The organism is Kribbella koreensis (assembly GCF_039525325.1).
In the GTDB taxonomy this organism is placed as follows: domain Bacteria; phylum Actinomycetota; class Actinomycetes; order Propionibacteriales; family Kribbellaceae; genus Kribbella; species Kribbella koreensis.
Genome location: NZ_BAAAHK010000002.1, coordinates 178,704 through 189,522, shown reverse-complemented (window position 1 = coordinate 189,522; position 10,819 = coordinate 178,704). Strand labels below are relative to the sequence as shown.

The 10,819-nt window shown below is 68.9% G+C and carries 11 protein-coding genes; 6 read left to right on the top strand and 5 right to left on the bottom strand.

What is annotated here, in order from left to right:
- Positions 1-85 precede the first annotated feature (85 nt).
- Entirely contained in the window at positions 86-865 is a 780-nt protein-coding gene (hisN, locus tag ABD116_RS03105) for a histidinol-phosphatase (RefSeq protein WP_343964560.1), read from the top strand.
- A 64-nt stretch (positions 866-929) separates the two neighbouring features.
- Positions 930-1,745, top strand: coding sequence for an SAM-dependent methyltransferase (locus ABD116_RS03100; protein WP_343964558.1), 816 nt, complete (start codon positions 930-932; stop codon positions 1,743-1,745).
- 4 nt (positions 1,746-1,749) lie between these two features.
- Here the strand turns inward: ABD116_RS03100 and ABD116_RS03095 are convergent, their stop codons facing one another.
- Complete coding sequence (locus ABD116_RS03095) at positions 1,750-3,006, bottom strand: MFS transporter (protein ID WP_343964556.1); 1,257 nt, start codon at positions 3,004-3,006, stop codon at positions 1,750-1,752.
- Between the two features lie 84 nt (positions 3,007-3,090).
- On the opposite strand from ABD116_RS03095, the gene ABD116_RS03090 reads away from it, so the two are divergent.
- Both ABD116_RS03090 and ABD116_RS03085 read left to right on the top strand, forming a co-directional pair.
- A complete protein-coding gene (locus tag ABD116_RS03090; protein WP_343964554.1) occupies positions 3,091-3,516 on the top strand; it encodes a CBS domain-containing protein in 426 nt (141 codons plus the stop codon).
- Between the two features lie 50 nt (positions 3,517-3,566).
- Positions 3,567-4,370, top strand: coding sequence for a DUF4190 domain-containing protein (locus tag ABD116_RS03085; protein ID WP_343964552.1), 804 nt, complete (start codon positions 3,567-3,569; stop codon positions 4,368-4,370).
- 57 nt (positions 4,371-4,427) lie between these two features.
- Here ABD116_RS03085 and ABD116_RS03080 read toward each other — a convergent pair whose 3' ends face one another.
- The 4 genes from ABD116_RS03080 to ABD116_RS03065 all read right to left on the bottom strand — a co-directional run bounded on the left by ABD116_RS03080 (position 4,428) and on the right by ABD116_RS03065 (position 9,325).
- Positions 4,428-6,140: a S8 family serine peptidase gene (locus ABD116_RS03080; RefSeq protein ID WP_343964550.1), complete on the bottom strand. Its 1,713-nt coding sequence runs from the start codon at positions 6,138-6,140 to the stop codon at positions 4,428-4,430.
- A gap of 135 nt (positions 6,141-6,275) precedes the next feature.
- Positions 6,276-6,611: a DUF4190 domain-containing protein gene (locus ABD116_RS03075; protein WP_343964548.1), complete on the bottom strand. Its 336-nt coding sequence runs from the start codon at positions 6,609-6,611 to the stop codon at positions 6,276-6,278.
- A 57-nt stretch (positions 6,612-6,668) separates the two neighbouring features.
- On the bottom strand, positions 6,669-8,021 hold the full coding sequence (locus ABD116_RS03070; protein WP_343964546.1) for a M16 family metallopeptidase: 1,353 nt from the start codon (positions 8,019-8,021) through the stop codon (positions 6,669-6,671).
- Positions 8,018-9,325: a M16 family metallopeptidase gene (locus tag ABD116_RS03065; protein ID WP_343964544.1), complete on the bottom strand. Its 1,308-nt coding sequence runs from the start codon at positions 9,323-9,325 to the stop codon at positions 8,018-8,020. Before ABD116_RS03065 ends, ABD116_RS03070 begins: the two co-directional genes overlap by 4 nt.
- Positions 9,326-9,355: 30 nt before the next feature.
- On the opposite strand from ABD116_RS03065, the gene ABD116_RS03060 reads away from it, so the two are divergent.
- On the top strand, positions 9,356-9,985 hold the full coding sequence (locus ABD116_RS03060; protein ID WP_343964542.1) for an SGNH/GDSL hydrolase family protein: 630 nt from the start codon (positions 9,356-9,358) through the stop codon (positions 9,983-9,985).
- A gap of 115 nt (positions 9,986-10,100) precedes the next feature.
- Positions 10,101-10,793 (top strand): Ig-like domain-containing protein, encoded by a 693-nt coding sequence (locus tag ABD116_RS03055; RefSeq protein WP_343964541.1) that lies wholly within the window; start codon positions 10,101-10,103, stop codon positions 10,791-10,793.
- Positions 10,794-10,819 lie beyond the last annotated feature (26 nt).

The window sequence follows — 10,819 nt, the reverse complement described above, 5'->3', positions numbered from 1 at the left end:
ACACGCTATTTCATGTCCCAGGTCGCCGGTTGGTGTTCAAGGTGCCCACTTCTGGCTGGACAGGGGGCAGGCTAGCCTTCCGGTCATGCCCTCGCACACCGACGACTTGCGGCTCGCCCACATCCTGGCCGACGACGCCGACTCCACCACGATGGACCGCTACAAGGCGCTCGACCTGCACGTCGCCACCAAGCCGGATCTGACCCCGGTGAGCGACGCCGACCGCAAGGTCGAGGACGTGATGCGCAAGACGCTGGCCCGGGCCCGGCCGCGGGACGCGTTCGTCGGCGAGGAGGAGGGCACCACCGGCTGGGGCATCCGCCGCTGGGTGGTCGACCCGATCGACGGCACCAAGAACTACATCCGCGGCGTACCGGTCTGGGCCACCTTGATCAGCCTGATGATCGAGGACCAGGTCGTCGTCGGCGTCGTCTCCGCGCCCGCGCTCGGGCGACGCTGGTGGGCGTCGTACGGCGACGGGGCCTGGACCGGCCGCGCGCTGATGTCCGCCCAGCCGTGCCGGGTCAGCGACGTCTCGACGGTCGAGGACGCGTCGCTGTCCTACTCCTCGCTGAAGGGCTGGGAGAAGCTCGGCAAGAAGGACCAGTTCGCGGACCTGATGGAGTCGGCCTGGCGGACCCGCGCGTACGGCGACTTCTGGTCGTACATGCTCGTCGCCGAAGGCGCTGTCGACGTCGCGGCCGAGCCGGAGCTCAACCTGTACGACATGGCAGCGCTGTCCATCATCGTCGACGAGGCCGGCGGCAAGTTCACCTCCGTCGACGGCACTCCCGGCCCGAACGGTGCCAACGCCGTGGCGACGAACGGCCGCCTGCACGAAGAGATCCTCCGCCGCCTCGCGTAGCGACCTGACGAATCGCCTAAAGTAGTCACTGTCGAACAAGCCGTATCGGAAGGACCATGCCGCGATGGGCGAAGCAGGTAGAGAAGGCGTCGTGATTCCGGGCGTCGACACGACCAGGCCGAGCATCGCGCGGACCTACGACTACCTGCTCGGCGGCAAGGACAACTTCGCCGTCGATCGAGCCCTCGGCGACAAGTTCATCCACGGCCTGCCCGGCTCGCAGGCGATCGCCTTCGACAACCGCGGCGCACTGATCCGGGCCGTCCGGGAGATCGTCCGGACCAGCAAGGTGCGGCAGTTCATCGACCTCGGCAGTGGCCTCCCGACGGCCGACAACGTGCACCAGGTCGCCCAGCGGCACGCGCCGGAGACCAAGGTCGTCTACGTCGACAACGACCCGGTGGTGCTTGCGCACGGCCGCGCCCTGCTGGCCGAGAACGAGAACACCGCCGTCTTCCAGGCCGACCTGCGCGACCCCAAGTCGATCTACGACAGCCCGGAGACGCGAGCGCTGATCGACTTCGGCAAGCCGGTCGCGATCATCCTGAGCGCGGTGCTGCACCACCTCAACGACGACGAGGACCCGGCCGCGGTGGTGCGCTTCTGGTACGACCGGGTGCCGGCCGGGAGCTACTTCTTCATCAGCCACTTCCGCAGCGAGAACGACCCGCGCAGCGCCGAGATGCAGCAACTGCTGCAGGGCTCGCTCGGGCGCGGCCGCTGGCGCACCGACGACGAGATCCTCGCCCTGTTCGGCGAGGGCCTGACCGTGCTCGAGCCGGGGATCGTGCCGTCGGTCGAGTGGCGGCCGGAGAGGCCGGTCGACGACCTCAGCGACTGGTCCCGGCTGATCGCCGCCGCTCTCGCGGTGAAGGACTGAAGGCCTAGGTCGCGTCCTGGACCTGCTGCCCACCAGGCAGCTTGTCCTGCACGGAGTGGTGGCGTTGCAGCCGCCAGACCGACGGCACCAGCAGGGTGGCCGCCACGATCGCCAGGTGCAGCCCGGCGCCGTACAGCTCGACCGCCTTCACGCTGGTGACCGCCGCGAGGTACCCGACCGTGAGCTGACCGATCGGCCCGGCGACGAACGAGCCGAGCATGTCGTACGACGCGACCCGCGACAGCTTGTCGAGCGGGATGTGCTGGCCGAGCGCCGTCTCCCAGCCGATCCCGAAGATCTCGAACCCGACCCCGACCACGAAGCCCATCGCCGCGACCGCGACCGTGTAGGGCGCCAGCGCCAGCACCAGGTACATCGGCACCATCACCAGCATGCCGAACATGCCGATCCGGACCGGGTACTTCGGCTTGACCCGGATCATCACAATGCCGCCGGCAATCAAACCGGCGCCGAAGCAGGCGCTCACCGCACCCCAGCCGATCCGGCCGAAGGTGTCGTCGGCGATCACCGGCCCGAGCGTCGAGTAGCAGGCCGAGAAGATCATGTTCAGCACCATGAAGGCGACCACGACCGTCCAGACCCACTGCCGGGAGACGAACTCGGTCCAGCCGACCCGCAGGTCGTGCAGCACCGACGTCTCCGACCGCTCGATCGGTGGCAGCCGCAGCCTGGACATCAGGAGGGCGCCCAGGGAGAAGGTCAGCGCATCGACGGCCAGCCCGATCCCGGGGCTGGTCAGGCCGACGATCACGCCGGCCACCGCGCTGCCGCCGATCAGCGCGGTCGAGCGGGCGAAGCCGGAGACCGCGTTCGCCTGCGGCAGCTCCGCGCGGTCCACGATCGACGGCAGGATGCCGGTCATCGCGGGCATCACGAAGGCGGCGGCGATCCCGTTCACCGCCTCGATCGCGGCCAGTTGCCAGATCTGGGCGTGGCCGGACAGGACCAGTCCCGCCGCGAGCGCCTGGGTCAGGGCGCTGACCGAGTTCGCGACGATGATCACCAGTTTGCGCGGCAGCCGGTCGGAGATCACCCCGCCGAGCAGCACGAAGACCACGTTCGGGATGCTCCGGGCGGCCAGTACCAGGCCGACCGCGCTGGCCGCGTCCGAGACGTCCAGGACGGCGAAGACGAGCGCGATCGGGGCGATCGAGGAGCCCAGCATCGAGATGAAGCGGGCGCTGACGAAGAACCGGACGTCGCGATGCCGTAGTACGGACAGGTCCTCACGCCAGGTCACTGGCTGTATTGTGCCAGACCTGCCGCTCACTGGTTCTATTCGCTACCTTTGGGTATTGGGCTCACTCCATCACCAGGAGGCTCCGTGAAGATCAACGACGTACTGCGCGGTAAAGGCAACCAGGTCGTCACCATCTCCCCAGAAGCCACCGTCACCGAACTCCTCGCGCTGCTGGCCGAGCACAACGTCGGCGCGCTGGTGGTCAGCGCCGACGGCAGCTCCGTGGCCGGCATCGTCTCCGAACGCGACATCGTCCGGCTGCTGCACCGCACCCCCGACGCGGGCGACGTCCGGGTGAGCGCGATCATGACCGAGCAGGTGCACACCTGCGGGCCGGACGACCTGGTCGACAACCTGATGCGGCTGATGACGGATCGCCGGATCCGGCACGTCCCGGTGGTCACCGACGGCGCGCTGACCGGGATCGTCAGCATCGGCGACGTGGTGAAGACCCGGATCGGCGAGCTGGAGTTCGAACGCGAGCAACTTTCCAACTACATCTCCGGCTAGCAAGGCGCTACCTCACCGGTTTGGTCCCTGGCCGGGTCTACATTCCGATCATGGACCCGACACCACCCCCACAGAACCCCGGGCAGCCGCAGTCAGGCGGAAACCCGCCGGGGCCATACCAGGCCGCGGCGGGTGGTCCGCCGCCCCCGGGCGGTGGCTACCCACCACCGGGCCCGGGCTACCCACCCCCGCAAGGCGGTCAGGGCGGCTATCCGCCGCCACCAGGTGGATACCCGGGCTACCACCCCTACCCCGGACAGAGCGGTCTGCCTGCGCCGGGCTCCGGCGGGACGAGCACACCCGCCATCATCGGGTTCATCCTCAGCATCTTCGGCATCGTGCTGTTCAGCATCATCCTGTGCATCGTCGCGCTCAGCCAGATCCCCAAGCGCGGCCAGCGCGGCAAGGGACTGGCCATCGCGGGTCTGATCATCAGTGGCCTCTGGGTGGTCATCGGCGGGCTCCTCGTCATCGGTCTGATCTCCACCTACAACGACAACGAGCCCAAGCGGGATGCCTCCGGGCAGGTGACCACCACGGTCGACACCAAACCGAACAAGCTCCGGGTCGGCGACTGCGTCACCGGCATCGAGGAAGGCGTAGTCAAGGACATCAAGGTCCAGCCCTGCGACCAGCCCAACGGTGGCAAGGTCTTCGCCGTCTTCGAGCTGCCGGCGGGTGACTGGCCCGGCCTGGCCGCCGTCCAGGCCGCTGCCGAGAAGGGCTGCACCGACCGTTTCAAGGCTCTCAAGCAGACGCCGGACAAGCCGTCGGACGTCTTCTTCCTGCACCCGATCGAGAACGGCTGGACCCTCGGCGACCGCAGCGCCACCTGCCTGCTCGTCCCTGAGTAGCAGGACGAACGTCGGGCCCGGCACACACAGCGTGTGCCGGGCCCGACGTCTGTTAGCTCAGTACCTGGTCACCGCCGCGTAGGCGTCGGCGATGCCGTAGCCGTAGAAGCCGTTGAACGACCGCGGTCCTTCACAGAGCGCGTCGAACTCGGCCGGCCGGCCCTCGTTCGTGTACGTCTGCAGGCGAGGCGTCGGGCAGGCCCGCCGCTGCGCGCTGTCCAGCAGGATCTTGCGCGCCTTGTCCGGGGCCAGCCCGAACGAGTGGTGCGATCCCTTCTTGCCGTACTCGCTGACGATCAGCGCGACGACACCGGTGACGTGCGGCGACGCCATCGAGGTGCCCTGCAGCCAGTTGTAGTAACCACACTTCGTGTAGTCCGTGACCCCGGCCGGGCACTGCTTCTGTACGCCGCCGGCCACGCCGGCCGCGGTGATCTCGCCGGCCGCGTCGACCAGGCCACCGGCCTGCAGCACGTTGACCGGGTAGGTCGACAGGATCAGGTTCTCGTTCGTCCGGTACTGCGGCGTACCGAAGTAGTCACGGAACCAGCCGCCCGGCGCCGCCACATCGATCTGCTCGGTGCCGTAGTTGGAGTAGTCCGCCTTCTTGCTCGACGGGCCGAGCGCGGACACACCGATCACGTGCGGGCCTTCGACCGGCAGGTCGATGCAGGTCGCGTTGTCGATCGGCCGCGGGTACGGCGCGACGTCGCCGAAGTCCGGGCTGGAGATGTCCGTCCGCGGCTTGCCGAGGTCCTCGTGGTTGTTGCCGAGCGACCCGACCAGCGAGACGCCCTTGTTGTGCGCGTAGTCGAGCGCCCGGCTCATCGTGGCGATGATGGTGCGCTGCTCGGCCTGTGCCTCCGGGCTGTCGGCCGGGTTGGCCGTGCAGTTGTAGAGCCACGGGTCGACGTAGAAGGACATGTTGACCACGTCCAGCCCGACGTCACCGGCGTAGGTGAGTGCGTCCGTCACCGGTCCGAGGAACAGGAAGCCACCGTCCTGGCCGCCGCGGATCTCGACCAGCGAGACACCCGGCGCGACACCGGAGACACCGATGCCGTTGAGCGCGGCACCAACGGTGCCGGCCACGTGCGTGCCGTGCCCACTGTCGTCCCAGCCGACCGGGTCGACACAACCACGGAACTCACACGGGCCGTCGATCTCCGGGATGTCCGTGACGAAGTTGCGGGACAAATTCCAGTCGAAGTTCGGCGCCAGGTCGGGGTTGCGCGCGTCGATCCCGGAGTCCAGGATGCCGACCTTCACCACCTTCTTGCCCGGGTGCTTGGCATGCGCCAGGTCCGCCCGGATCATCTTCAGGCCCCAGAGCTGGGCGTCGAGCGGATCGGCGGTGCTCTTCGCGGCCGCCGTCTTGGCGGTGACGCTCTTGCCCTTGGCAACGGCGCTCAGGTGCTCCTGCTCGACCGTGCTCGGCCTTGCCTGCGGCAACTGCCCGATCGGGCGGGTGCGCGCCGCGCCCTGGATGCCCGACGAGCCGGACACCCGCGTGACGAACCCGGAGGCGGCGGCCTGCACCGTCATCGTGCCCAGGTTCGTGTTCTCCTTGACCAGCTTGCCCCCGGCCGCCTGGACCGCGGCGAGCGCCTGGGCGTGGTCGGCCCCGGCCTGCAGCAACACCGTGTACTCCGTGGTGCCACCGGCAACCGCCGTCGTCCCGGCACCGGCGGTGACCGGAACTGCCAGCGCGCCGGCTACCAGCGCGATGGCGCCAGTGGCCGCACACAACGATCTACGGACGTCTCTCACGAGCGGATCCCCTCCCTGAAGTGAGTCTGACCCGGCACACGCTAAATGTGTGGAGCCCGGTTCACCAGGGGTCAGCGGGATGCCGACGTTGTCAATCCACAAGCAAGCGACTGACCGGATCAGTCCGGTCAGTCGCTAGGAGGCGAGCAGCAGGCCGGCGACGACCACGCCGACGATCAGCTCGAGGCCGAGCAGGGCGGTGCCGATCATGCCGGTGATCCGGCCCGCCACCGCCATCCCGCGGTTGCCGTACACCCCGGGATTCGCGTCGATCTCCTCGAGTGCCTGGCTGCCCTTGGCCCAGGCGAACGGCGACAGGAAGGCCAGGCAGGTCCCCAGCCCGATGATGCCCAGCACCATCGAGACCGTCGCGGCCGAGTTGTCCTGCGGACGCTGGTTCAGCGGCTGCGGGTAGACGTACCGCGACTGCCGCGGCCAGCCCTCCGGCGGGTACTCCTCGTCATCCGGCATACCTGATGTTCTCCTCTGCTCGGGGTCAACGGGGTTGGCCCCGAGCAGAAGATGATGTCAGCTCAGCTCGGTGATATCGCCGATCCCCAGCCCGGCGAGCTGGCCGCGGACCTCCTTGGCCTCCCCCACGACGACGACCAGCAGGCCGTTGGCTCCGACGTACCGGCGGTAGGCCTCGGTCGCCGTCTCGGCCGTGGTGGCGGCGATCTGGGCCAGGTAGGTGTCGGCGAAGTCGAGCGGCACCCCGGCGGCGATGTTGCTGCCGACCTGCTGCGCGATCGAGTCGGCCTGCTCGTAGCGCAGCGGGGCAGTACGGATCAGGCTGTCCTGCGCGTCCTGGACCTCCTGGGCGGTCAGGCCGTCGCGGGCCTCGAGCAGGATCTTCAGCGCGTCACCGATCGCTGCACCGGTCACCTCTGTGCGGACTGCGCCGCCCAGGCTGAAGGTGCCGCCCTTGCGCGGCGCAGTGAAGCTGGTGCGGGTGCCGTACGTGTAACCCTTCTCCTCGCGCAGCACAGTGTCCACGCGGGAGGTGATCGTGCCGCCGACAACGTGGTTGGCGACCGCGGCTGCACCCCAGATGTCCTCGCGGCGGTCGGGGCCGGGGCAACCGATCAGCAACTGGCTCTGAACGGAGCCGGGCCGGTCCACGAGCACCAGCTTGTTACCGGCGATGTAAAGCGGCTCGGGTGTCTCCATCGCGGTACCGGCGTCAGAACTCCAGTCGCCGAAGGCATCGTCGATCACCGCGGCCACGTCGACCCCGGTCGCGTCGCCCGCGAACAGGATCTCGGCCCGGGCCGGACCGATGTTGGCGTGGTAGAACTCGGCCACCTGGACGTTCGTCAGCGGCCGGATGGTGTCCGGCGTACCGGCGGTCGGGCGGGACCTGCGCGACGACGGGTCGAACAGGTTGGCGGCGAATGCCTCACGGGCGCGGTAGCCCGCGTTGGCCCGCTCCTGGTTGATCTCACCGAGCCGGATCGTCACGTGCCGCCCGACGTCGGCCTGGTTGAAGGCCGGCCGGGTGACTGCCTCGGCGAGCAGCTTGACGGCCGGGGCGAGCTGCGAGGTCGGGACCGAGATCTCGACGTGCAACGCGTCCGAGCTGACATCCACCCCGTACGCCGCGCCGTGTCGCTCCAGAGCCGCCGCGAACTCGTTGGCCGACTTGAGCTCGGTGCCCTCGTCCAGAGTGCGCGACATGATCGTGGCGACGCCCTCCAGCTCGCGTGGCTCGACGGCCAGCGGCATCGCGACGGTGACGCGCACTGTGGCGACGTACTGGCCGGGGCGGTCGAAGACGTGGACCGGGGTGCCGGAGCGGGTCGTAGTACTGGTCGCCAGCGGGAAGCGCCACGGGCGCGGCGGTGCGACGGCCGGCGGTGTGGTCAAGGCCTGGCTGTTCATTCCTGCTCCCCTGCTTCTGTGCCTGCCACTGCGTTGTCTGTCTGACGCCGGTACGTCACCTGCGCGCGCGAACCGGCACGGATCCACTTGCTCGCCGCCGCCTGCACCTGGTCCGCCGTCACCGCGCGGAGCTCGTCGATCCGGGTGTTGATCCGGTTCGGGTCGCCGAACAACAACGCGTGGTGCGAGATCTCGTCGGCACGACCGCCACACGTGGCCAGCTGCTCCAGCCAGTCCCGCTCGGCCTGCGCCTGCACGGTCGCCAGCTCGTCCTCGGTGATGCCGTCCTTGGCGAGCTTCTCGACCTCCTCGACAAGCGCGTCCTCGACCTGCTGCAGGTCGATGCCCTCGGAGGCGATCCCGGTCAGCGTCCCGAACGAGACGCCGCCGATCAGCGGCAGGGCTCCGCCAGAGACTGATTGAGCGATCTGCTCGTCGCGGACCAGACGCCGGTTGAGGCGTCCACTCTGACCGCCGGCCAGGACGTCGAGCGCCAACGCGGCGGCGTCGAGTTCCGGCGTACCGTCGACCGGGAGCCGGAACATCATCGTGATCAGGTCCGACGGCACGTCGTCGACCACGTCGTCGCGGAACACCCCGTCGAGCGGGCCGACCGTGCCGTCCGGTGCGGGCGGCGGCGTCGGGATGGCCGGCAGGTGCCCGAAGTACCGCTTGGCGGCGTCGAACGCGTCCTCCTCGGAGACGTCGCCGACGATGGTCAGGACGGCGTTGTTCGGGCCGTAGTACTTGCGGAAGAACGCGTGCACGTCCTCGACCGCGGCCGCGTCCAGGTCGGCCATCGAGCCGATCGTCATGTGCGCGTAGGGGTGGTGCTCCGGGAAGAGCAGCCGGACGAGCCGCTCGTACGAGTCGCCGTACGGCCGGTTGTCGTAGCTCTGCCGCTTCTCCTCCTTCACCACGTCGCGCTGGTTGTCGAGGTTCTCCTGGTTGACCGCGTCGAGCAGGTAGCCCATCCGGTCCGCCTCGAGCCACAGCGCGAGGTCGAGCCCGCCGCTGGGCAGCGACTCGAAGTAGTTGGTCCGGTCGAAGAAGGTGCTCGCGTTCAGGCTCGCCCCGACGCTTTCCAGCAGCGAGAAGTGCTGCCCCGACTCGACGTTGCGCGACCCCTGGAACATCAAGTGCTCGAACAAGTGCGCGAACCCGGTCAGCCCCGGCGGCTCGTGCCGTGATCCCACGTCGTACCAGAGGTTCACCGACACGATCGGCACGTTCCGGTCAGAACTGACAACAACCCGCAGACCGTTGTCCAACGTCTGCTCAGCAAGCGGATAGTTCAGCGGCATGCAGCCCACCCTACGTGCCACCCTGAAGCCATGCGGATCCTGTTCGTCGGCAACAGCTTCACCTCGCGTAACAACCTGCCTGGCCTGATCGCCGCGATGGCGGCCGAGCGTGGTATCGCTGTCGGGCACAAGCTGATCTCGGCCGGTGGCGCCTCGTTGCGCCAGCACCTGAACGCCGGGAAAGCCCGGGCAGAGCTTGCCACTGGCAACTACGACACGGTTGTCCTGCAGGAGCAGAGCACTCTCCCGCTGAAGAACCCCGCCCGTATGCACGAGAACATCCGCGACTTCCACACCGCGATCACCGAGGTCGGCGCCCAGACCGTGCTGTACATGACCTGGTCCCGCAAGAACCAGCCGCAGGCCCCGTTCACCGCGGCGTACGCCACCATCGCGGCCGAGCTCGGAGCCACCCTCGTCCCGGCCGGTCTGATCTGGGAGCACTTCCAAGCGGCCCACCCGACGCCCTCCCTGCACGACGCCGACGACTCCCACCCAGCCCTGGCCGGCAGCTACCTCACCGCCTGCGTCTTCCTGATCACCCTCCTCCACGAAGACCCCAGCCAGCTGGACCTGCCGGTGAAGGGACTCTCCGAGGAGACGGCCGCCGTTCTGCGCCGCGCGGCCTGGACCATCAGCGAGCTCATCGCGGGCGTTTAGGTATTTGAACGCTCAAAGAGACCTTCGGCCCTAGTCCGACCGCGTCTTCACTACTTAGCGTTACGGCAGGTGGTGCACGCGGAGGGGTGTGCACCGTACCTACGGAGGGTTGTCGATGTCCGAGCGCGTCTTCTTCACCCGGCACGCATCACTGGCGGTGGTCATGACCGTGGCCGCCGTGGTGTTCGCCGGGATCGTTCACGCCGGCGACGACGACCACGCGAGCGGCGGTGACCGGCCCGGCCTGGCGACGATGGCCGGCCAACTGCCGACCTCCGAGCTGCCGGCCCCGGCCGGCGTGCCTGCGGATGCCGACGGCGACGAGGGCTCGCCGCTGACCACCCACGGGTCGTTCGCCGACGGCAAAGGCAAGCTGACCGTCACCAGGGTGAGCGGGGCGGGAACGGTGACCGACCACGGTGACGGCACCTGGTCCTGGTCGTACACCAGCGCCGACGACGCGTCCGGCATCGTCGTGGTCCGGGTGACGGACGGTCAGCGCGCGACCGGTACCGAGTCGTTCGGCTGGACGGCGGCCAACGTCGCGCCGAGTTTCGAGCGGCCGCGGAGTACCCGGCTCGGCGCCCGTGCGGTTTCGGTGATCGCGCCCTACCGCGATCCGGGAGCAGCCGACACGCACACCGCCTTCGTCCGCTGGGGCGATGGCACCACCACGCTCGCTGCCTCGGCGCGGGGCGCGGTGACCGGAAGCCACGTCTACGCAGCGACCGGGAGTTACCAGATCGGCATCAGCATCATCGACGACAACGACGGCAGGGATTCGGCGCGGCTCGGGCTGCGCACCTAGACGGTCGTGAGGGCGGCCAGGAGGGG

Bases quoted from the DNA above. Each gene is read 5' to 3' on its own strand.
- ABD116_RS03065 (WP_343964544.1), bottom strand. From the start codon at position 9,325: ATGCCGCTGAACTATCCGCTTGCTGAGCAGACGTTGGACAACGGTCTG.
- hisN (WP_343964560.1), top strand. From the start codon at position 86: ATGCCCTCGCACACCGACGACTTGCGGCTCGCCCACATCCTGGCCGAC.
- ABD116_RS03075 (WP_343964548.1), bottom strand. From the start codon at position 6,611: ATGCCGGATGACGAGGAGTACCCGCCGGAGGGCTGGCCGCGGCAGTCG.
- ABD116_RS03070 (WP_343964546.1), bottom strand. From the start codon at position 8,021: ATGAACAGCCAGGCCTTGACCACACCGCCGGCCGTCGCACCGCCGCGC.
- ABD116_RS03085 (WP_343964552.1), top strand. From the start codon at position 3,567: ATGGACCCGACACCACCCCCACAGAACCCCGGGCAGCCGCAGTCAGGC.
- ABD116_RS03100 (WP_343964558.1), top strand. From the start codon at position 930: ATGGGCGAAGCAGGTAGAGAAGGCGTCGTGATTCCGGGCGTCGACACG.
- ABD116_RS03055 (WP_343964541.1), top strand. From the start codon at position 10,101: ATGTCCGAGCGCGTCTTCTTCACCCGGCACGCATCACTGGCGGTGGTC.
- ABD116_RS03060 (WP_343964542.1), top strand. From the start codon at position 9,356: ATGCGGATCCTGTTCGTCGGCAACAGCTTCACCTCGCGTAACAACCTG.